General features: G+C 64.0%; 19 protein-coding genes and 1 tRNA gene. 4 read left to right on the forward strand and 16 right to left on the reverse strand.

What is annotated here, in order from left to right:
- The first annotated feature begins 133 nt into the window (after nt 1–133).
- The 4 genes from B9Z01_RS23885 (at nt 134) to B9Z01_RS23900 (ending at nt 4,595) form a co-directional block, all read left to right on the forward strand.
- Nucleotides 134–997, forward strand: a complete 864-nt coding sequence (locus B9Z01_RS23885) for a response regulator transcription factor (protein ID WP_085487960.1) — start codon at nt 134–136, stop codon at nt 995–997.
- Between the two features lie 9 nt (nt 998–1,006).
- Nucleotides 1,007–2,545: a sensor histidine kinase gene (locus B9Z01_RS23890; protein WP_085487630.1), complete on the forward strand. Its 1,539-nt coding sequence runs from the start codon at nt 1,007–1,009 to the stop codon at nt 2,543–2,545.
- 228 nt (nt 2,546–2,773) lie between these two features.
- The gene (locus tag B9Z01_RS23895; RefSeq protein ID WP_085487631.1) at nt 2,774–4,432 is read left to right on the forward strand and encodes an MFS transporter; all 1,659 of its coding nucleotides are present in this window, start codon (nt 2,774–2,776) and stop codon (nt 4,430–4,432) included.
- Nucleotides 4,433–4,518: 86 nt separating this feature from the next.
- Nucleotides 4,519–4,595: transfer RNA gene (locus B9Z01_RS23900), tRNA-Met, on the forward strand.
- A 406-nt stretch (nt 4,596–5,001) separates the two neighbouring features.
- Here B9Z01_RS23900 and B9Z01_RS23905 read toward each other — a convergent pair.
- From B9Z01_RS23905 to cpaB, 16 genes are all read right to left on the reverse strand, one after another.
- On the reverse strand, nt 5,002–5,268 hold the full coding sequence (locus B9Z01_RS23905; RefSeq protein WP_143809047.1) for a hypothetical protein: 267 nt from the start codon (nt 5,266–5,268) through the stop codon (nt 5,002–5,004).
- 118 nt (nt 5,269–5,386) lie between these two features.
- A complete protein-coding gene (locus B9Z01_RS23910; protein ID WP_143809048.1) occupies nt 5,387–5,770 on the reverse strand; it encodes a hypothetical protein in 384 nt (127 codons plus the stop codon).
- Between the two features lie 71 nt (nt 5,771–5,841).
- Nucleotides 5,842–6,693 (reverse strand): hypothetical protein, encoded by an 852-nt coding sequence (locus B9Z01_RS23915; protein ID WP_143809049.1) that lies wholly within the window; start codon nt 6,691–6,693, stop codon nt 5,842–5,844.
- Nucleotides 6,694–6,865: 172 nt separating this feature from the next.
- Nucleotides 6,866–8,320 carry an OmpA family protein gene (locus tag B9Z01_RS23920; protein ID WP_143809050.1) on the reverse strand — a complete coding sequence of 485 codons (1,455 nt, stop codon included), beginning with the start codon at nt 8,318–8,320 and terminating at the stop codon, nt 6,866–6,868.
- Nucleotides 8,321–8,719: 399 nt separating this feature from the next.
- The gene (locus B9Z01_RS23930; RefSeq protein WP_085487641.1) at nt 8,720–9,106 is read right to left on the reverse strand and encodes a hypothetical protein; all 387 of its coding nucleotides are present in this window, start codon (nt 9,104–9,106) and stop codon (nt 8,720–8,722) included.
- Between the two features lie 44 nt (nt 9,107–9,150).
- Nucleotides 9,151–9,966 (reverse strand): hypothetical protein, encoded by an 816-nt coding sequence (locus B9Z01_RS23935; RefSeq protein ID WP_085487643.1) that lies wholly within the window; start codon nt 9,964–9,966, stop codon nt 9,151–9,153.
- Nucleotides 9,967–10,034: 68 nt separating this feature from the next.
- Entirely contained in the window at nt 10,035–10,859 is an 825-nt protein-coding gene (locus B9Z01_RS36680) for a lytic transglycosylase domain-containing protein (RefSeq protein ID WP_275937517.1), read from the reverse strand.
- Nucleotides 10,856–12,283, reverse strand: a complete 1,428-nt coding sequence (locus tag B9Z01_RS23945; protein ID WP_085487645.1) for an OmpA family protein — start codon at nt 12,281–12,283, stop codon at nt 10,856–10,858. Before B9Z01_RS23945 ends, B9Z01_RS36680 begins: the two co-directional genes overlap by 4 nt.
- 1 nt (nt 12,284) lies before the next feature.
- A complete protein-coding gene (locus tag B9Z01_RS23950) occupies nt 12,285–12,824 on the reverse strand; it encodes a hypothetical protein (RefSeq protein WP_085487647.1) in 540 nt (179 codons plus the stop codon).
- Nucleotides 12,825–12,974: 150 nt separating this feature from the next.
- The gene (locus B9Z01_RS23955) at nt 12,975–13,730 is read right to left on the reverse strand and encodes a TadE/TadG family type IV pilus assembly protein (RefSeq protein ID WP_244196145.1); all 756 of its coding nucleotides are present in this window, start codon (nt 13,728–13,730) and stop codon (nt 12,975–12,977) included.
- Nucleotides 13,731–13,735: 5 nt separating this feature from the next.
- Nucleotides 13,736–14,092, reverse strand: coding sequence for a DUF192 domain-containing protein (locus tag B9Z01_RS23960; protein ID WP_085487649.1), 357 nt, complete (start codon nt 14,090–14,092; stop codon nt 13,736–13,738).
- Nucleotides 14,089–14,970, reverse strand: coding sequence for a type II secretion system F family protein (locus B9Z01_RS23965; protein ID WP_085487966.1), 882 nt, complete (start codon nt 14,968–14,970; stop codon nt 14,089–14,091). Before B9Z01_RS23965 ends, B9Z01_RS23960 begins: the two co-directional genes overlap by 4 nt.
- Before the next feature lie 5 nt (nt 14,971–14,975).
- A complete protein-coding gene (locus B9Z01_RS23970) occupies nt 14,976–15,824 on the reverse strand; it encodes a type II secretion system F family protein (protein ID WP_085487651.1) in 849 nt (282 codons plus the stop codon).
- 14 nt (nt 15,825–15,838) lie between these two features.
- Nucleotides 15,839–17,836 (reverse strand): TadA family conjugal transfer-associated ATPase, encoded by a 1,998-nt coding sequence (locus B9Z01_RS23975; protein WP_085487653.1) that lies wholly within the window; start codon nt 17,834–17,836, stop codon nt 15,839–15,841.
- Nucleotides 17,837–17,907: 71 nt separating this feature from the next.
- A complete protein-coding gene (locus B9Z01_RS23980; RefSeq protein WP_167387566.1) occupies nt 17,908–19,563 on the reverse strand; it encodes a type II and III secretion system protein family protein in 1,656 nt (551 codons plus the stop codon).
- A 143-nt stretch (nt 19,564–19,706) separates the two neighbouring features.
- On the reverse strand, nt 19,707–20,720 hold the full coding sequence (gene cpaB, locus B9Z01_RS23985) for a Flp pilus assembly protein CpaB (protein ID WP_244196146.1): 1,014 nt from the start codon (nt 20,718–20,720) through the stop codon (nt 19,707–19,709).
- Between the last annotated feature and the right edge of the window lie 12 nt (nt 20,721–20,732).

Consider the following 20,732-nt stretch of genomic DNA (forward strand, 5'->3'; position numbering starts at 1 on the left):
TAGTTTTGGCAAGCACGATTGTCATGCGAACGCGCATTTTTACTGTCGCGCCGCCTCAACTACCCACAAATGTTCGGAGACCGCTGCGCGCCGGGGCGACCCCACGGTGCCGGCGAAGCCAGGCTGGCGCATCATGCGAATTCTGATTGCCGAAGACGACAGCATACTCGCGGACGGTCTGATTCGATCACTCCGCCAATCGGCCTATGCCGTCGATCACGTCAAAAGCGGCGTGGAAGCCGATACCGCGTTGTCAATGCAGACGTTCGACCTATTGATCCTCGATCTGGGCCTGCCGCGCATGTCCGGGCTCGAGGTGCTGCGCCGCCTGCGCGCGCGCAATTCCAACCTGCCGGTGCTGATCCTGACCGCCGCGGACAGCGTCGACGAACGCGTCAAAGGTCTCGATCTCGGCGCCGACGACTACATGGCGAAGCCCTTCGCGCTGAACGAACTCGAAGCGCGCGTGCGCGCGCTCACGCGGCGCGGCGCGGGCGGCGGCCCGACGGTCGTGCGGCATGGCTCGCTGTCGTTCGACCAGGTGGGCCGGATCGCCTACGTGAACGAACAGGTCATCGATCTCTCGGCGCGCGAGCTCGGCCTGCTCGAAGTGCTGCTACAACGGATCGGCCGGCTGGTCTCGAAGGAACAGCTCGTCGATCACCTGTGCGAATGGGGCGAAGAGGTCAGCAACAACGCGATCGAGGTCTACGTGCACCGGCTGCGCAAGAAGATCGAGCCGAGCGGCGTGCGCATCATCACCGTGCGCGGGCTCGGCTACTGCCTCGAAAAAGCGCCCGCGAACACGAGCGCGGCAAGCGCGAGCGGCAGCGGCAGCGCCAGCGCCAGCGCGAATCCCAATACCACCGCGGGGCCCACGGCCACCGCCCCCGCCGGGCCCAATCCGTCCGCATCGGCAGCGTCATCCGCCTCGCCGCCCACCTCAGCCGCCGTGCAGCCATCCGCCGCGATGCCGGCGAGCCACCACTACAAATAGAGGCCAGCCATGTCCGCACGCGCTGACCGCGCTACGGCGCACGCGGCGGACCTCGACGAGGCGCGCGATGCGCGCTACGCCAATCCGTTCGCCCCGCCCGACGAAACCGAAGCCGCCGCCGAAGCGCGCCCGCGCTCGCTGTTCGGCGAGATTCTCGACTGGATGCTCGCGCCGCTGCTGCTGCTCTGGCCGATGAGCCTCGCGGTCACTTATCTGGTTGCCAAGTCGATCGCGAACGGGCCGTTCGACCGTGCGCTCGAAACCGATGCCTACGTGCTCGCGCGCCAGATCCATCCGGTCAACGGCATAGCGGAGCTGTCGCTGCCCGAATCCACACGCGATTTCCTGCGCACCGACAACGTCGACAGCGTGTTCTACCAGGTGCTCGGCACGCGCGGCGAGCTCGTCGCCGGCGAGCGCGACATGCCGCTGCCGCACGAGGAAGACCGGCCGCAGCCGGGCATCGTCGAATTCCGCGACGAAGTGCTGCACGGCAACGACATCCGCGTCGCCTATACGACCGTCGAGTTTCCGCAGACACCGGGGGCGCAGCCCGTGCTCGTGCAGGTCGCCGAAACGCTCGACAAGCGCAGCCAGCTCGCCAACGACATCATCAAGGGCGTGATCCTGCCGCAGTTCGTGATCCTGCCGCTCGCGATCCTGCTCGTGTGGTTCGGACTGTCGCGCGGGCTCGAACCGCTGCATGCGCTGCAGGCGCACATCCGCGCGCGGCGCCCGGACGATCTGTCGCCGCTCGAAGCACGGCGCGCGCCGCCCGAAATCGAGCCACTCGTCACCTCGTTCAATGATCTGCTCACGCGCCTCGAACAGAACATGGAGCTGCAGAAGCGCTTCATCGCCGACGCCGCGCATCAGATGAAAACGCCGCTCGCCGGCCTGCGCACGCAGGCCGAACTGGCGCTGCGCCAGAACGCGTCGGCCGAGGTGCACCGCTCGCTCGAACAGATCGCGACCAGCTCCGAACATGCCGCACGGCTCGTCACGCAACTGCTCGCGCTCGCGCGTGCGGAAAACCGCCGCTCGGGACAGATCTTCACACCGGTCGAACTCGGCGAACTCGCGCGCAGCGCGGTGCGCGAATGGGTGCAGGCCGCGCTCGCCAAGCAGATGGACCTCGGCTACGAAGCGCCCGACGGGCCGGTCGAAGTCGCCGGCAACCCGGTGATGCTGCGCGAAATGCTGTCGAACCTGATCGACAACGCGATCCGCTACACGCCGGCGGGCGGGCGCATCACCGTGCGCGTGCGGCATGACGCAGCGGCGCGGCTCGTGCACCTCGAAGTCGAGGACACGGGCCTCGGCATTCCGGCCGCCGAGCGCTCGCGCGTGGTCGAGCGCTTCTACCGGATTCTCGGCCGCGAAGGCGACGGCAGCGGCCTGGGTCTCGCAATCGTGCGCGAGATCACGGCGATGCACGGCGGCGAGCTCGCCATCGACGACAACGTCTATCAGGAATCGCCACGGCTCGCGGGGACGCTCGTGCGTGTCAGTTTGCACGTGCAGGAACGGGGGCGGGACTTACCCTAACGCGGCCGGACGTCAGACATCGCACGCGGATATTTTTGAGATATTTAGGCGCACGTTACACGCAACAGAACACCATTTGACAGATGTTGCGCGTACTTTAAGCGCTTTATCGAAACATACCCTACCCGCCCGCCGCGTCAGTGCGCCGTAAGTTTCCACTCCAATAATCGGTTCCACGGGAACGCCCGAGGCGGCGATCCGCGTGCATATCAATATTGGAGACGACATATGGCTACTGTTGGCGGGCAAATCTCGCACCAGCCGATGACGCGCGATGAGAAGCGGGTGATCTTCGCATCGTCGCTAGGCACGGTTTTCGAGTGGTACGACTTTTATCTGGCCGGCTCGCTCGCGGCCTTCATCAGCAAGAGCTTTTTCTCGGGCGTCAATCCGACCGCGGGGTTCATCTTCACGCTGCTCAGCTTCGCCGCAGGCTTCGCGGTGCGGCCGTTCGGCGCGATCGTGTTCGGGCGCCTCGGCGACATGGTCGGGCGCAAGTACACGTTCCTCGTGACGATCATCATCATGGGCCTGTCGACGTTCCTCGTCGGCTTCCTGCCGGGCTATGCGTCGATCGGCATTGCTTCGCCGGTGATCTTCATCGCGATGCGCCTGCTGCAGGGCCTCGCGCTCGGCGGTGAGTACGGCGGCGCCGCGACCTACGTGGCCGAACACGCGCCGGCGGGACGTCGCGGCTTCTACACCGCGTGGATCCAGACCACCGCCACGCTCGGCCTGTTCCTGTCGCTGCTCGTGATTCTCGGCGTGCGCACGATGATGGGTGAAGACGCGTTCGGCTCGTGGGGCTGGCGCATTCCGTTCATCGTGTCGATCCTGCTGCTCGCCGTGTCGGTGTGGATCCGCCTGCAACTGCACGAGTCGCCGGTGTTCGAGCGCATCAAGGCCGAGGGCAAGACCTCGAAGGCGCCGCTCTCCGAAGCGTTCGGCCAGTGGAAGAACCTGAAGGTCGTGATCCTCGCGCTGCTCGGCCTGACGGCCGGCCAGGCCGTCGTGTGGTACACGGGCCAGTTCTACACGCTGTTCTTCCTCACGCAGACGCTCAAGGTGGATGGCACCAGCGCCAACATCATGATCGCGCTCGCGCTGCTGATCGGAACGCCGTTCTTCCTGTTCTTCGGCTCGCTGTCGGACAGAATCGGACGCAAGCCGATCATCATGGCCGGCCTGCTGATCGCCGCGCTCACGTACTTCCCGCTCTTCAAGGCGCTCACGCACTACACGAATCCGGCGCTCGAAGCCGCGACCGCGAAGTCGCCGATCGTCGTGATCGCGGATCCGTCGGAGTGCTCGTTCCAGTTCAACCCGGTGGGCACGGCGAAGTTCACGACTTCCTGCGACATCGCCAAGGGTGCGCTGTCGCGCGCGGGCCTGAACTATGACAACGTCGCGGCGCCGGCCGGCACGATCGCGCAGATCCGCGTGGGCGATACGGTCGTCAACACGTTCGACGGCCACGCCGCCGACGCGAAGGAGCAGACGAAGCTGTTCGAGACAACGCTCGCCGCGACGCTGAAGGCCGCCGGCTATCCGCCGAAAGCCGATCCCGCGCAGATCAACTGGCCGATGAGCATCGTGATCCTGACGATCCTCGTGATCTACGTGACGATGGTCTACGGGCCGATTGCCGCGATGCTGGTGGAGATGTTCCCGACGCGCATCCGCTACACGTCGATGTCGCTGCCGTATCACATCGGCAATGGCTGGTTCGGCGGCTTCCTGCCGGCCACCGCGTTCGCGATCGTGGCGGCGAAGGGCAACATCTACTCGGGTCTCTGGTATCCGATCGTGATCGCGCTGATCACCTTCGTGATCGGCATGCTGTTCGTTCGGGAGACCAAGGACTCGGACATCTACGCGCGGGACTGAGCCGCGGGACAGCCGAGGCTGTCTGAAAAAGTTGCGTGCCGGGGGTTGACAGCCCCTGGCCACGCCAGCATAATCTCGCTTCTTTCGGCGAATTAGCTCAGTCGGTTAGAGCGACGGAATCATAATCCGCAGGTCCGGGGTTCGAGTCCCTGATTCGCCACCAGCTTCAAGAAAAAGCCGCTGTCCCACAAGGACAGCGGCTTTTTTGCTTTGAAACGCCGGTAATGCGCCTGAATCGCCGCATAACACATCTGGATTTTGGATACGCCGGTTTCCGGAGGCCGGGTGCTACACGCCACAGTTACCCCGCTGCGGATGTGGAATGTCTGCCCAATGAAGCCCCCTACTTCATCCCCGGTGGTTCTGCGGCAGTAAGACGGCCCGTTACGATGTGAGAGACGCCAAGCCCGCCTGCAAGCTCGACAAAGACATCGAATCCGGCGGCGGCCCATATCATCAAACGCCTGCGCTATCCGTTGAACGCCATCCTGGCTTGCGTACGCCGTACGTAGCCTATCCATCGAACAACCAGGGGTGACGAGGATGGCGAGCCCCCCGCAAAAACATCCCTACATCTTCATCTGCTCCTGCAAGTCACTGCAGGTCGCCGATTTCTGCTCGTCGTAATCCTTAGGACTGCTGGTTTTCATCTGCTGGAAACTGGCGACGGTTTTCGCAGCGTTCTTCCAACCCGTGTCCCAGTCTGCCGCGAAGCTCGGGTCCTGGCTGAACTTCTTGCTCGCCGAGTTCTTGTAGCCCGACACCGTCGACGCGTCGACGCCGCACACTTCCGAGGCGACGCGCGCATTGTTCGCGGCTAATCGTGTGGGCACCATGTAGGCACTTGGAGCCCGCACCAATCCACGTCGATCCATCTCCCCGCCGAACAATACGGCGTCGGCAGCCAAACCTTGGCTACCCATTCCGATTCACTTCAGTAAATGAGCCTGCGCGTCAGGGCTTCATCTGGTCCTGCGCGTTCTGGCAGGTGTCCGCCTTCTGTTGTTCGTAGTCGGCCGCGCTCAGATGCGCTTTCATGCCCTGGAAATCGGTCACGAACTTGTGAGTATTCCAGCCGGTGGCCCAATCGGCTGCAAAGTTCTGATCCTGAAACTGTTTGCCGACCGATGTCTTGTACGCTTCCACCGACTTCGGATCTGCGCCGCAGACGTCGACAGCGAGGCGTGCATAGTTGGCGGCCAGTTGCACCTGCGCTGACGCCGCTTTCTGTGCCGCATCACCGCTTTGCGCCGTGGCGTAGCCCGATGCGAACACGGCGCACGCAAAACCGAGAGCCATCACGGACAGCTTGAGCAACGGATCATGTCGGATGTTCATGCGATGTTTACCCTTCTGACGAAAAAAATAGCTGAAAAAATAATGCGGCTCCGCTCAGGCCGCTGCGACGTTCAATGCAATGCGGTAATCGCCTTCGAACTCGACTGGCCACCGCCGGTTCGTTGACTGCGCATCACGAGGCCCGCTGCCGGGCAAAAATAGTCGACGACATGGGCGACGTGATCCATGTTCACGGTGCGGCCCATGAACTGCATCCCATTGCTCTGCGTGCGCTGGTCATAACTGACAGGCCAGCATTCGTATTTGCCAACTGCCGTGGCGAGTTGTTCCTGCTTGCCCACCTGCTTCTCGGTGGTCGTGATGACAGTCTTCGGAATCGAGACGGGTAAGTTCCCCCCTCCCGGCCCCATCGCAACCTGTCCGGACACCGACGATTCGCTGCGCGTACCGGCAAGCCGCTGCCCTTCGCCAGTAATTTCGCCGACATAACTCAGCAGACCCGTGGTCTGTCCGGACGCGATGCCGGTGAACGCAACCTGATCGGTATGGCTCTGTTCACTGCCCTTGGCGGTCTGACGCTCGACATGCACCTTGCCGCTCTCGATCGTGACGTGAAGGACGGCCCCACCGTCCGAATCATGCCCGGGAATTGCGAGCTTCATGTTCACCCGCACATCAAAACTACAGTTATTGCCATCGTGTTTCGAAAACGACGTGACAAGGTAATCAATTTTCTGATCGCCCGGCGAGCTTGTTGTCGTAAAACCACCGTTCGTATGCATCCAGGGGGCGTCGCAAGCCAGTTCCGCGTGCGCACGCTGGGTGGCCGCCACGCCGATTAACGCCGCGATCAGCACCGGCAGGTGCCGCAATGCAAAGGATGCCTCTCGGCAAGAGACTGCGCCGCGTGTGGCGTTTTTCTGCATCACGTCCTTCCTCCAAATCACATCGTCAATGGCCATTACTGTGTGGACCTGCTGCGAAACGCATCATAGCGAGCCAGCACCCGGAGCACACAGTTCTGCGTTTCCGCGAACGGCGGTATGCCGCCATAGCTGCGTACGTTCGCTTCGCCAGCGTTGGATCGACCCGCGCAATCGTCGAGGTCGCGCGAATGATCGGCGCGGCTGCGCGTCATTGCTTGACCAGCTCGACGCGGCGATTCTCCGCACGCAACGTGTCGGACGTATTCGGCACGAGCGGTCGTGTCGAGCCATGACCCTTGGCGGTCAGCGTATCCGTTACACCGGCGGTCTTCAGATATTGCACGACCGCTTCGGCGCGCGCCTGTGACAGGCTGAGGTTGTGCTCGTCGCCGCCGGTCGAATCGGTATGGCCCGCCACTTCGATCTTCCAGTCCGGATGTGCTTTCAGCAGCGTGGCCATCCGGTCGAGCACCGGCTGCGCATCGGAGCGCAAGGTGCTCTTGTCGAGATCGAAGTTCACGCCATAAAGCTGCACACGGCCGGTCTGTTCCAGTTGCTCGGCGGTCGCGCCGCCGCTCTGGCCGGAGAGATCGCAACTCAGCTGGCTGGGTGATTGCCGGCGATCGCCGAGACTATCGCTGACGCTGCCGACGGTATGCGCGTCCCCGTTGTAGATCTGCATATAGGGCTTCGACCCGTCGGGGCTGAGCACCATGACGCCTGGCTTGCTGGTGTTCTTTCCGGCGTCGTAGTACATGAACCGCAGATAGCTTCCCGGCTCGATGCCGCCTGTGAAGGTTCCGAGTACCTTCTTCACGCCCTTCGGGATCGTGAGGCCGCTATTATCCGTAGCTTCGAAGTAGCAGCCTTCCACGCTCGCGCCTTGCTGCTGGAGCAATACGTAGCCGCTTCCTTCGAAGAGGGTCCCCGGAAACTGGTAAATGCCCGCCACGTTGCGCACCGATTCAGCCGCGGCCAGCGTACCGTACGCCGAAAAACGCGTCAGGCCGAGGTCGACGGCCTTGCCCTCGACCGGCGGCGAAGACAGCGTGAGCTTCAGGAACCGTGCGCTGACGGGCTGCTGCAGTTTGGCGGTGAACACTGCCGCTTCATCATCCACGCGCGCCTGGGCGGTGGGCGGAAGGTCCGCATCGTAGGCGGTGCTCCACGGGCCGCTCGCGCTACTGTCCGACACCTCGACCTTGACGTGATGCGCGGTCAAGTCCCAGAGCGACACGGCCTTGAAGGCGAATGACGTGATCGACGCCTCGCCGGGCAACGCAAGTGTGAGTTCGTACGGATTGTGCCGCGACCGGATACCGACCTTCCTCGGCCCTGCCACGCCGTTCAAGAGAGGAATCCACTCGTCCGACCGGTAGCTGGTGTTCACCGGGAACGTGCCGGAAATGAGGCTCGCGAGATCCGTCTGATTGCTGGAAGCCGCCGCATCCGACGCGGCCGCCGTACCGCTGGCGCCATCCGCTGCGGCAGCGCTCGCGCCGTTCGCTTCAGCCGCGCCGCTCGCCGCGCCCGGCGCCGCCACACTGCTTGCCACGCTCGACGCCGCCACCGCGCCCGACGCGGAAGACGCCGCGGTGCTCGCCGCCGCGTCGCGATCCTTGTGATGACAGCCGGACAACAGCATGCCGCTCGATGCGGACAAGAAGATCACCGCGTAGAGGGCTCGGGAAAAACGAAAAGGATAAGCTTGCCTGCTCAATTCAATCGGCTCCAGATTGTTGACTGCGCGTGAGGATATCGATCTGGGCCAAGGCCAATCAGTCCAAGGCGCGGGTCTCCAACGCCCTTCTCGAACCGCGCTATCCGCATGACGGAACCGGCGCGGCTTTTGTCGTCCGAGCCTGCCTCTACTTTGAACAGACGTCCGCGAAGCGCTCCCTCAAACGTTCGACGAGTTCGCGGCGTCGATGGGCGACGAGAAGCTCGCTTATATGTGGAGCAACGGCAAAGCCGCGCAGCCGATGTCGAAGGCGAAATCGCTGCGCGCCGCCGCGTCGCCACACTTGTCGGGTCAGGGGCGAGCGCTCGCGCAAAAACATCCCTACATCTTCATCTGCTCCTGCAAGTCACTGCAGGTCGCCGATTTCTGCTCGTCGTAATCCTTAGGACTGCTGGTTTTCATCTGCTGGAAACTGGCGACGGTTTTCGCAGCGTTCTTCCAACCCGTGTCCCAGTCTGCCGCGAAGCTCGGGTCCTGGCTGAACTTCTTGCTCGCCGAGTTCTTGTAGCCCGACACCGTCGACGCGTCGACGCCGCACACTTCCGAGGCGACGCGCGCATTGTTCGCGGCTAACAGAACCGCCGACTTCATGAGCTTCTGGGTCGCGTCCTGATTCTGCGCGTTCGCGCCGCTCGCGCCCAGCGCGAGGCATGCGGCGCTGAAGGAGATGACGGACAGTTTGAGCAATGCGTTTCGGCGGATATTCATCAGTGGGTCCTTGAATGTGTTGATCTAAGACGATGGGATGCGATTTAGTGCAGCGCACTGACCGTCAGCGACGTCGGCTTCCCGTTGGTCGTCATATCCTGACGCATGACGAGGCCTGCTGCCGGGCAGAAGTGATCGACAACATGCGTCTGCGCGTTCAGATTGACGGTACGGCTCATCGCCTTCACATTGTCCGCGTGCATGCTGCGGTCATATGTAACAGGCCAGCACGCGAACTTGCCGGCCGGCGTCTGCAGTTGCTCCTGCTTGCCGACCAGTTTGTCGCTCGTCGTCGTGACGAACTTCGGCACCGCCATCGTGCCGACCGCCTGCCCCATGTTGGCGAGCTTGCCCGACATCGAACCTTCGCTGCGGGTACCCGGGATACGCTGTCCATCGCTCGTGATTTCGCCGACGTAGCTCAGCACACCGACAGTTTGCGACGACACCGTCGCGCCGAACGTGCCTGCGCCCGCGTGGCTGTTCATCGAACCCGAGGCGGCCTCCGTCTGCGCCTGCACCTTGCCGTCGGCAATCTCGAACTTGATGTTCGATTCGCTCTGGACCGGCTGACCGCCCATCGACATGTTCATCACTGCGCGGATCTGGCCGTTACAGTTGTTACCGTCGCGTTTCGAAAACTGGGTCACGGTGAACACCGTGGTACGTTGGCTCGGCGAGGACGTCGTGGTGAAACCACCGCCCTGATGCATCCATGGCGCATCGCACGCGACCTCGGCCTGAGCCTGCGAGACGCCTGCCGCGCACGCGGCGGCGACCGCGATCATGAGCGCGCGCCGCAACGGCGGGACACGCTTGCGCGCGCTGATTTCAACCGGATGGTTCCTGCTGCCGTTCATCGTTTTTCTCCTGCTGTTATCTCTGAGGCCGAGTCGTAATGACCGGCGCCGCGCACGGCGAGTTCAATCTAGCGATACTCGGTGAGCGTCATATGTATCGCACGAGGCTGGGGTTCGGCAACATCGCGCTCGGGCGCGCTATGCGCTTTGAATGCAGCGTAGCGAGACAGCACGCGCGGGACGTACGCCTGCGTTTCGGCGAACGGCGGGATGCCGCCGTAGGTACGCACGTTGGCTTCGCCGGCATTGTAGGCCGCCAGCGCGTAAGACAGATTGCCGGAAAATTGCCGCAGCATCTGACCGAGATATAGCGTACCCGCCGCGACGTTCTGCACCGGATCATAGACGTTGGAAACGCCGAAACCCTGCGCGGTGGCCGGCATCAATTGCATAAGACCCCGGGCGCCCGCAGGCGACACCGCCCGGCGGTTGAAGCCCGACTCGACGTCGATGACCGCGGCAACCAGCGCGGGATCGACACCCGCGGCACGCGATGCGATGCGGATGAGCGGCTCCATCGTCGCGTAGTTGCAGTCGGCGCAGACGCTCACGCGCGGCCGCGACGCCCGGCTGGAGCTGGACAGGGCGAGCGTCGCGCCGGAGAGCACGACGCCGTGCGCGCCCGGTGCGTCGGAACCGAAGTCGGAATTGGCGTCAGCAGCGGCATCGGAGCCCGCGCTGACGCTGCCCTGCGGCGCCGGTATCCCCGCGCGCATCGCGCTGCGCTCTGGTGTCGCGCCGAGCACCCGCACGCGGTTGTCACGTGCCGGCAGCGTATGGCCGCCGATGACATAGCTCACGCCGCCAGCCGCCCACGCTGGTGCAGGCACTACGGCTAACCCGATGCCGACGCTGATACCGATCAGCGCAACGAGGTAGTAAGCGAGCTTCACTGCTTCACGAGCTCCACGCGCCGGTTCTGCGCGCGCAATGCATCGGTCGTGTTCGGCACGAGCGGCTGCGTCGAGCCGTAGCCCTTCGACGTCAGCGTGCTGGTCACGCCCGCACTCTTCAGATACTGCGCGACCGCGTCCGCGCGATCCTGCGAGAGCTTCATGTTGTGCGCGTCCTCGCCCGTCGAATCGGTATGGCCGGCTACTTCGATCTTCCAGTCTGCGTGTGTCTTGAGCAGCGTCGCCATGCGGTCGAGCACCGGTTTTGCATCAGCGCGCAGGGTGCTTTTGTCGAGATCGAAATTCACGCCATACAGTTGCACGTGGCCCGTCTGTTCGAGCTGCGAAGCCACGGCATCGCTCGGCTTGCCCGACGGATCACAGGTGAGGTTCGACGCTCCGACCCGCTCGCCGGGACTTTCGGCGACGCTCGAAAAGGTATGCGCATCGGCCGTGAAGAGCGCGGAGAACGCCTGCTTGCCATCGGGACTGAACGCCATGATGCCCGGCGTGCCGAGCTTCGATTGCTGCTCGTTGCGCGTGAGCCGCAGATAGCCGCCCTGCTCGATCCCGCCGACGATCGTGCCGAGCACTTGCGATACGCGGACGGGATCGCTGCCCTGCGATTCGAAGTAGCAGCCTTCGACGCTCGCGCCTTGCTGTTGCAACAGCACGTAGCCGCTCGAGCCGAAATTCAGCGGGAAGTGATAGAGGCCCGCCACCTGGCGCACCGACCGCGCGGCGCCAGGTGTGCCGTACGCGGAGAAGCGGCTCAGGCCGATGCCGTTCGGCGCCTGCTCCGGCGGCGAGGACAGCGTCAGGCGGAGAAACTTCGCCGTGACGGGTTGCTGGAGCGGCGCGCGCACGACCACGCCAGGCTGGATGTTGTCGGCGCCGGGAATATCGGCGTCATAGGCCGTGGTCCAAGGTCCGCTCGCGCTCGCCGCGGTGTCGACCTTGACGTGATGCGGCGTCACCTGGCGTTGCGGGCTGCTGCCGAAGGCGAACGACGTAATCTGCGCCTCGCCCGGCAGCGCCAGGACCAGTTCATAAGGATTGCTATTGACCTGGATGCCCGGCGAATCGGGCACGCCGTCGACCAGCCGGAACCAGTCGTCGCTGCTCTGGCCGATTGCAAACGCGCCGGCGCTGAGGCTCGCCACGTCGATCTGCTGCGCCTCGGCCGTTGCCGGGTTCGCCGCGCTCGCGGCTGCCGGCGCGGCAGCAGAGGCGGACGCACCCGCCGCCGCCGCTGCGTCGCTATTCGCCGCGCTATCAGGCAAAACCTTGGCGGACGAGGTGTTCGACGCTTCGTCCTGCTGGCGATGACAACCCGCGAGCACGAGGACGGCGCTCGCGGACATCAGTGCCGTAACGGCGATCGAGCGGCGGGTGATGAAAAAAATGCGTGACCTGGAAGTCAATTCACTGGGCTCCTGATTGCTGGCTGCGCGTGAGGATATGAATCTCGTCGAGATCAGTCCGGATCTGCGCCTGTAATTCGTTCAGTCTCGTGCGGCTCGCACCGTTGCGCTTGGCGGCATCGAATGCGGCGAGCGCATCCTTCAGATCCGCCTGGGATTCCGCGCGACGCGCGTTGACCAGTTGATGCGCGCTATTGTCGGCCTGCTCATTCGCGGTGCCGTCGGGATTGAGCAGATTCGCGCGCAACCGGTGATCGCCGCGCACGTCGTCGGCCAACATGCCCGGATCGCGCGCGGACAAGGTCGCGTTCATCGGCGCATGCTGACGCGGGCGGCTGAATGAGGCGAGCGCCGCTGCGCCGGATGAAGCGCCAGATAAAGCCGATGGCATGTCGCGCTGCGCCGCTGCATCGCTTGCGGCTGATGCGCCGGCGGCCGTTGGCATGGGTGCAATCGTACGCGACGTGATGATTTCGACGCCACCCTCGTGCACCACCGACACGGCCGACTGCGCCGGGCGCGCCGGTTGAACCTGCGACACGGCGCCCTGTGGTGCGCCCTGTAGTGCGCCTTGTGACGCACTCTGCGCACGAGCCGCGCCGCTGCACACAACGACAAGCGCCGCAAATCCCGCCAACGCCGATACGCGTCGCAGGCGCACAGCCAGCGTTGTACCATGATCGCCCATCGGTCAGCCTCCCCGATACGGCGATTGCATCCGCACGATCGCTTCGGATTCTATCGGAATGCGAAAGCCGCCCGACACGCTGGAATAGCCATAGCAACTGTTCATTTTCGTCGGCACGCCGAGGCCGCCCGTCGTGCCGGTCGAATAGATGTTGCTGACGCCGTTCACGAGATAGAAGACCACACGGTTAATGAACGGCACATAGAGATCGTAGCAATAAGTGATGCTGATCTTCAGCAGGTTCGCATCCTGAATCGACAGGCCCGAACTAGCGCCGGTATTCGTATTGCGATACATCAGCGTGTCGTTCGGAATCTCTCTCACTGTCTTGCCCGCGTAATAGTTCGAACGGCCGAAATCGGCCAGCGCCGCGTTGGTCGGATTGATGACCGTCAGGCTGGTGATGCCGGGGTTGCGCGCTTCGACGGTCGCGGCCAGCACCGCGGTCTGCTGCGTCGCGATGCCTGTCGAATGCGCGAAGAGCGGCGCGATACCGCGGCCGAAGCCGTTGAGCATCGCGCTCTTCTGCCCGTTCTGCACCGCGCCGGCGCGTGCCGCCATCAGCGTTGCGTAGTTCACCGTACTTTTTGCCTGGTACAACAGACCGAACTGGATCAGCCCAAGGCAGAGCAGCAGCAGAACCGGCAGCCCGATGATGAATTCCACCGCTGACTGTCCGCTCTGCGCGTGCCGCGATGCCATGCGGCGCGGCACGCGCACGTCATGCGCCGCCCGCCGCGTCGTGCAGCGAATCGCCATGTGCCTCATCGTGTGCCTCCGTCGTCGATGTCGAGCTGCACGCCCGGTGCAAGACCCAGCGCCGCGCTGCGGCCCGCCTGCAGTTCGAGCGCCGCCGCCGCGCGCCAGTGCATGCACAGGCGGCGAGGCCCGACGTTGTTGCGCACGCCGACGACGCGGCGGTGGCGGTCCAGAAACACCACGTCGATCGGCGCGTACATGAACCACGTGTGGATCGAATTGCATGGCTGGATCAGCAATGCATCGCGCTCGGCAATCGACTTGCGTCCCATCCAGCCCTTGAGCCGATCGAACATCCCCGTCGTGATGTTCAGATCGAGCGTGAGCGGCGCACCGCCGGCTGAAATTCGCGCGGGCTTCACAGCAGCCCCTCCTGCATGAACTTCATCACGATGGGAAAGCCGAGCACGATGAAGGTCACCGGAAAGATGAACACCACCAGCGGGAAAATCAGTTTGACCGGCGCTTCCATTGCCTGCTTCTCCGCGCGCTGAAAACGTTCGGTGCGGCGCTGCTCCGACTGGAAGCGCAGCGTGGTCGCGATACTGCCGCCCATGCGTTCGGACTGCACCACCGAACTCACGAAGTTGGTCACTTCGCGAACCTGCAGGCGTTCGTCCATGCGTCGCAATGCGTCCGCGCGCGGCAAGCCCGATTTCATATCGCGCAGAACATGTTCGAATTCGCGCTTGAGCGTGCCAGCCGGGCCCTTGCCCACCGCCTGCGCGAGGGCGCCGTTGAGATTCAGACCGGCTTCCATGCTGAGCGTAAGAAAGTCCAGATACACCGGGAGTTGCTTTTCCACCTCCTTGACCGCGCGAGCACGAATGTCGCGCAGCCACAGGCGCGGCAGAAAGAAGCCGATCGCGCCGGCCAGCAGCGGAAACAGCGCGTTGTCGCTGTCGAGCCAGTGCACGACCAGCAGTGCCATCACGAATGCGAGCGACGCCGCCACCAGCGACAGCGAAATGAACTGCCGCGCCGACAGCAGATAGCTTCGGCCGGTCAGTTGCAATTGCAATTCGACGCGCTTGACGATCGAGGGCGGATACAGGCGACCGAAGTAGAAGTCGAGAAAGCGCACCAGCGGCCACAGCATGCGCAGTGGTTTGGAGAGCGGATCGAGAAACTCGCGGTCTTCTCCGGGCACGTGCTTGCCGAGCACCGACAGCGAGCGCACGATGACGCCAAGGAAAACGATCAGACCAAGAGAGATGCAGAAAGCGATAGCGAAATACATGGCGCTCACACGTCGATGTTGGTGATCTTACCGATCGCCTTGTAGCCGAGAAACTCCATCACCGCGATGACCGACAGCGTGGCCCAGCCAATAGGCTTGTTGAAAAGCGGGTCCATGGCGACCGGGTCCATATGGCTCAGGACGATCATCAGGAAAATGGGCAGCAGCGTCATCACCCAGCCTTGCGCCTTGCCCTGCGCCGTCAGCGAGCGGATCTTGCCTTCCATCTGCTGTTTGTCGCGCAGCGTGCGCGCTACCGTCTCGAGCGTTTCGGCGAGATTGCCACCCACTTCGCGCGAAATCGAAATGGCTGCCGTCGCCATCAGAAAATCTTGCATCGGAATGCGCTTCTCCATGTGCATGAGCGCGTCGGCCATATCCACACCGAGGCGGATCTCGCGGATCAGGAGCGCCAGTTCCTGCGAGATCGGCGGCCGCGTTTCCTGAGCCGCGCTTTCGAGCGCGATCGGAAAACTCGCGCCGGCGCGCAGCGCGCTCGCCACCATCAGCAGCGCGTCGGGCAACTGCTTTTCGATCTGTTGCAGGCGGCGGCGCTGGATGTGACGCACGATCATGCGCGGCGCGAGCAGACTCAGCAGCACCGAGATGACCGTCAGGACGACGTTCTGCGTCACCACGTACACGACGAGCGGAATCGCCACCACCGCCAGCGCGCTCGCCGCGGCCACCTGCTGGGTGCCGATGAAAATGAACAGGTCCGCCAGGTTCGAGCCGACTTCGTCGCCCACTTGCGCCGTGCGACGCACGAACCACGTCTTGCCTTGCGAGACGACGCCCCACGACACCAGAGTCAATAGCACGAAGGCCGCGACCATCATCAGAGCTGTATTCATTGCAGAGTCTCGCGCTAGTCCTGAAAGATCGACGTATCGACGGCGATGCCGCGGCGGATCAGGTCCTGGTAGAAATCCGGCACGTAACCCGTCGAGTGAAACGTGCCCTGTACCTTGCCGTTTTCGTTGTAACCGCTTTGTTTGAACACGAACACGTCCTGCAACTGCACGGTGCCCGACTCGATTCCGCTCACTTCGGTGATATGGGTGACGCGCCGCGTGCCACAGGAAAAGCGTGTCTGCTGCACGATCATGTCGACCGCCGACACCACCTGCTCGCGGATCGCATTGACCGGCAGATCGAGACCCGCCATCAGCGTCATCACTTCGAGACGCGACAGGCAATCGCGCGGCGAATTGGCGTGCGCGGTCGTGAGTGAGCCGTCGTGGCCCGTGTTCATCGCCTGCAGCATGTCGAGTGCTTCCCCCCCGCGGCACTCGCCGACCACGATGCGGTCGGGACGCATCCGCAAGGTGTTCTTCACGAGTTCGCGAATCGGCACTGCGCCCTTGCCTTCCATGTTGGCGGGCCGCGCCTCGAGCGAAACGAGGTTGCTCTGCGAGAGCCGCAATTCAGCCGCGTCCTCGACCGTGACGATCCGTTCGTTATCCGGAATGAAGTTGGACAGCACGTTGAGCAGCGTCGTCTTCCCCGAACCCGTGCCGCCCGAGATCACGATGTTCGCGCGCAGTTCTACCGCTACGCGCAGGAACGCCAGCATCTGCGCCGACAGCGAGCCGAAGCTCACGAGGTCTTCGCCTTGCAGCTTGCGTTTGGAGAACTTCCGGATCGTGATGTTCGGGCCTTTCAGCGCGAGCGGCGGAATCACCGCATTGACGCGCGAGCCGTCTTTCAGGCGCGCGTCGACCATCGGCGAGCTTTCGTCGATGCGCCGCCCGAGCGGTGCGACGATCCGCTCGATGGCGCCGAGCACGGCCTGGTCGTCGGTAAAGATCGTCGCCGAGCGGCTCAGTTGACCGCCGCGTTCGATGAAGATCTCGTTGTAGCGGTTCACCATGATTTCGGTGATCGACTCGTCCGCGAGCAGCGACTCGAGCGGCCCGAGGCCGATCACTTCATCGAAGATGCTCTTGAAGAGCGCATCGGTCGGAATGCCGGGGCGCGCGAAGATGGGATCCGACGAGAGCACCGTGCGCAACAGGCCGCTGATCGTGCTCGACAACTCCACTTCGCTCATGCTCGCCACGTTGAGGCGGCGCAGATCGATCGCCGCGATCAGGCGCGCGTGGCCCGTTTTGCGCAGCTCGATGCCTTCGGGCGTATTCAGCCATTGCGGCTCGTCCGTCGGATTCTGCGCGTCCTGCGCACTGGGCGCCGCAGCGGCGGTGTCGCGCACCGGCACCGCCGACGCCGCGGCGTGAGCGGAATGCGAGCCGCCCGATGGGTTGCGCTCACGCGGCATCGCGAGGACAGCCTCCGGCAGTTTGCCGATCACGGCGAGGCCATCGGTCCCGGTGCGCAAGGGCGCAGCCGCTTCGATATGCGGCTGTTGCGCCGCTGCCCCGAGCGGCATCGCCACGACTTCCAGCGCGTGCGCGGCCTGATGCGTGGGCACCTGTTGCGGCCGGGATTCGTCCGCCGGCCGGGAGCGCGCCGCCGCCGGCGCAACGGCCGCGGCGGCGTGCGCCGCCATCGGCTTCGCATGACCGTCGACCAGATGCAGTCCGCCCGCGCCCGGCGCGCCTTGCGCCGAGGGCTTCACGCCGATGCGAAACGATGCGATCTCGATCTGGTCGGCTTCCGTCAACGGCCCGTAGGACGTGATTGGGCTGCCGTTGACCATGGTCGAGGCAAGACCGCCCTTGTCTTCGATATACCAGTGTCCATGACGCGGCTCGATGCTCGCCTGCACCTTGCCTATCAGCAAGCCCTTGAGCACGATGTCGCAAGCCGGATCCTTGCCGAGGGTCGCGCTGGCCTCCAGCACATGAATCTGTGCTTTGCCGTCACGTCCCGTGACTGATACCTGCAATGCCTGGACGTTTTCCATCATTCACCGCCTGTTGCCGATTGGTTGGCCGATGCGCCGGACATCGGCGCATCGCTGCTGCCTGAACTTCATCAATTGCCGTACATCGAGCGGTCCAGAACCGCTGGCGATGCGGACGACGCCGGCGCCGCTTCGCTGCGGGCGCGCTTTTCCTCTTCCTTGCGCAGCGCTTCGGTGCGTTGCGCGTTGGCCTCGGGCAGCGGGCTCGGATTGCCGTACTCGTTGTGGTAATCGGCCTGGATGTCGGAGCCGCGTGTCGTCAGTTCCGCGTTCTTGTCGCTGTCCGCATCGACGATGTACGGCGTGACGAGCACGACCAGATCGCTCTTGTTATTGCGGAAGTCGGTGGACTTGAACAGATGACCCAGCACCGGGATGTCGCCGAGCAGCGGCAGCTTGTCGACCGCCGTGGCCGCATCCGCGCTGATAAGGCCGGCGAGCGCGAGCGTCTCGCCCGGGCGCACCGACAACTGCGAGGTCGTGCGCCGCGTGATAAACGCCGGATAGCCCTGCACCTGCACGGTCGGATCGATCTGGCTGATTTCGGTGAGCAGGTCGGTCGAGATCACGTTGCGCGCATCGACTGTCGGCGCGATCTCGAGCCGGATGCCGTATTCCTTGTAGATCACGTCCTGCGCGCCGAAACCGGCCGACACCGGAATCGGCACCTCGCCGCCCGACAGGAACGTGGCCTTGCCGCCGCTTCGCGAATTCAGTTCCGGCGAGGCGAGGATATAAGCGTCGCCGTCGTTGACCAGCAGGTTGATCTTCGAGAAGATCGACGTGGCAATGCCGAGGAACGCACCGCTCGCGGCGCCCCCCGCCGCGCTCGGCGCGTTGTCGAACGAAGCGGTGCCGGTATCCGGGAACGGACGATAGCGGCCGGTGCGGATCGCATTGCCCGCCACCGACGCCTGCGGACCGTTGATCTGCTGATCCCACGCGATGCCCAGATTGCGCTCGGCCGTCTTCGAGATTTCGAGGATGTCCATCTTGAAGTGAACTGTCTTTTTCAGCGACGCGCCGTCGTCGACCTCGATCAGATTGACCACATCGGGCATGCCTTGCAGCGCGGTCGTGACGAGATCTTTCTGTTCAGGGTGCACCTTGCCGCGCACCACGAAGCGATTGCCGTCGGCGTCGATGCGCAGGTCCTCGACAAAGCCGAGCGAGTGCTGCAGGCGCGAGAGCGTCGTCGTACGGTCCTGCGCGGACACCGAAATCTTCGTGCGCAGTGCGATGCCAGCGTCGGTCCAGACCACCAGCGACGTATCGCCGGGTTGCTGCGCGAGCAGCAGCAATTGATGGTCCACGACGGACGCGTTGATCACGTCGCCGTTGCCCACCGCAACGCGCTTGACCTTGCCCTGCACGGGAATGACCTTGACTTCACCCTTGTACAGATAGAGCGTCGACGGCACGCCTTGGGCGTATTCGACGAGCGAGTCATCGTCGTCACGCTCGACCGGCGGGCGATATTTGACGCGCCGCAAGGCCGCGGGCGCCGCGGCCGATGTGCTTGCCGTGGACGGCTCGGCGCTCCTCGCCGGACCACGCCGGTCAGGCACGAGCGCGGGCACGGAAGCCGAAGCAGAAGCAGAGGTAGAAGCCGAAGCAGGCACGGCGGTGGCCGGACCCGGCTCCCCGCTTTTCGCGAGCGGTGCCGAGGCGGCGGCCGGGCCGCTCGCGGGGAGCGGCGATTCGGCGTATCCGTGCAGCGAGGTCATCGCCAGACTCGTCACGAAAGCCAGATGGACTCCCCGGATAATGCGCCCCGTTTTATGTTCTCGATTGGTCGTCATGGGTGAAGATGGAGTGATTGGAAAGGAGGGCCGTGCTGCCCGATACGGCGGTCTCGCCGACCCGGCCGTCATCTCGTGCGTCCGATACGCCCGTTGACGGCGTCCTGCATCTGTTGAACCGCGCGCTGCTGCGCGTCGCTGATCGCCGCCATCCGCTGCTCGACGTCAGCGACGGCGGCCCCGCGTGCATTGGTGGGCTTCGTGTCGAGCGCCGGACGCGTCGAGACGCTGCTCTCGCCTTTGCCGCCGACAATGTATTGAATGCCCGCGCTGCCGTCGTCGCCGAACAGCGACGCCTGCTGCACCGTGACCGGCGGCGTGGCCTGCTTGTCCGAGCGGTTGCGCAGCACCGCGCGCAACGTGCCGACCTTCTGCGCAAGCGCGATCTTCGCGGCCTGCTCCGGGCTCACCTGCAGCGTCACGCTGTCGTAGCCCTGCCGCTGCGGACCGTCGTCCTGTTGCGCGAGTTCCTCGCCGTAGTCACGCGGACGCACGTCCCGGCCGGTAGCGATCACCGCCAGATCCGACAGCAGCAGTTGCGCGGACTGACCGTGGCTGCTGGCATCTGAACCCTCGCCCGGCGTGGCGATCATGAACAGGTCGATCCGGTTGCCCGGCTTCAGCATGTTGTCCGCCGAATTGGTGGTGTCGATATCGATCGTCAGCGCACGGGTGCCAGGCTTGAGCATGTCGCTGAAATCGCGCGCCTGGAACGACGAAATGTCCGCGCGCCGCACCGGCGTGCCGCGCTTCACCGGACGCACCAGGGTGAGTTTCGACAACGAATCGAAGTCCTGCGCCCGTACCGTGTCGTCATAGACGAAATCGGCGGGCACTTCGCGCGCGGCGAAATTGTCGGAGGTGAGCGGCGCACCCGCTTTCAGGTCCATCACGGGCACCAGCACCGACACCTGGTTGCGCGCGTTCATCGATTCCATCAACGACTCGCGCATTGCCGCTTCGCGTCCCGACATATAGCGGAACATCGACCACGTAAGCAGCCCGGCCGCGATCACCGCGACGCCGAGCAGCACCCAGGGGTTGTTGATGAGCGTGTGTGTTTTAATTCTCTTGAACATCATGAGGAGTCGCGA

This window comes from Paraburkholderia susongensis (assembly GCF_900177725.1).
Classification (GTDB): domain Bacteria; phylum Pseudomonadota; class Gammaproteobacteria; order Burkholderiales; family Burkholderiaceae; genus Paraburkholderia; species Paraburkholderia susongensis.

Excerpts from the sequence above, each read along its gene's own strand:
- B9Z01_RS23885 (WP_085487960.1), top strand. The coding sequence starts at position 134 with ATGCGAATTCTGATTGCCGAAGACGACAGCATACTCGCGGACGGTCTG.
- B9Z01_RS23890 (WP_085487630.1), top strand. The coding sequence starts at position 1,007 with ATGTCCGCACGCGCTGACCGCGCTACGGCGCACGCGGCGGACCTCGAC.
- B9Z01_RS23895 (WP_085487631.1), top strand. The coding sequence starts at position 2,774 with ATGGCTACTGTTGGCGGGCAAATCTCGCACCAGCCGATGACGCGCGAT.
- B9Z01_RS23905 (WP_143809047.1), bottom strand. The coding sequence starts at position 5,268 with ATGGTGCCCACACGATTAGCCGCGAACAATGCGCGCGTCGCCTCGGAA.
- B9Z01_RS23910 (WP_143809048.1), bottom strand. The coding sequence starts at position 5,770 with ATGAACATCCGACATGATCCGTTGCTCAAGCTGTCCGTGATGGCTCTC.
- B9Z01_RS23915 (WP_143809049.1), bottom strand. The coding sequence starts at position 6,693 with ATGGCCATTGACGATGTGATTTGGAGGAAGGACGTGATGCAGAAAAAC.
- B9Z01_RS23930 (WP_085487641.1), bottom strand. The coding sequence starts at position 9,106 with ATGAATATCCGCCGAAACGCATTGCTCAAACTGTCCGTCATCTCCTTC.
- B9Z01_RS23935 (WP_085487643.1), bottom strand. The coding sequence starts at position 9,966 with ATGAACGGCAGCAGGAACCATCCGGTTGAAATCAGCGCGCGCAAGCGT.
- B9Z01_RS23955 (WP_244196145.1), bottom strand. The coding sequence starts at position 13,730 with ATGGCGATTCGCTGCACGACGCGGCGGGCGGCGCATGACGTGCGCGTG.
- B9Z01_RS23965 (WP_085487966.1), bottom strand. The coding sequence starts at position 14,970 with ATGTATTTCGCTATCGCTTTCTGCATCTCTCTTGGTCTGATCGTTTTC.
- B9Z01_RS23970 (WP_085487651.1), bottom strand. The coding sequence starts at position 15,824 with ATGAATACAGCTCTGATGATGGTCGCGGCCTTCGTGCTATTGACTCTG.
- B9Z01_RS23975 (WP_085487653.1), bottom strand. The coding sequence starts at position 17,836 with ATGGAAAACGTCCAGGCATTGCAGGTATCAGTCACGGGACGTGACGGC.
- B9Z01_RS23980 (WP_167387566.1), bottom strand. The coding sequence starts at position 19,563 with ATGACCTCGCTGCACGGATACGCCGAATCGCCGCTCCCCGCGAGCGGC.
- cpaB (WP_244196146.1), bottom strand. The coding sequence starts at position 20,720 with ATGATGTTCAAGAGAATTAAAACACACACGCTCATCAACAACCCCTGG.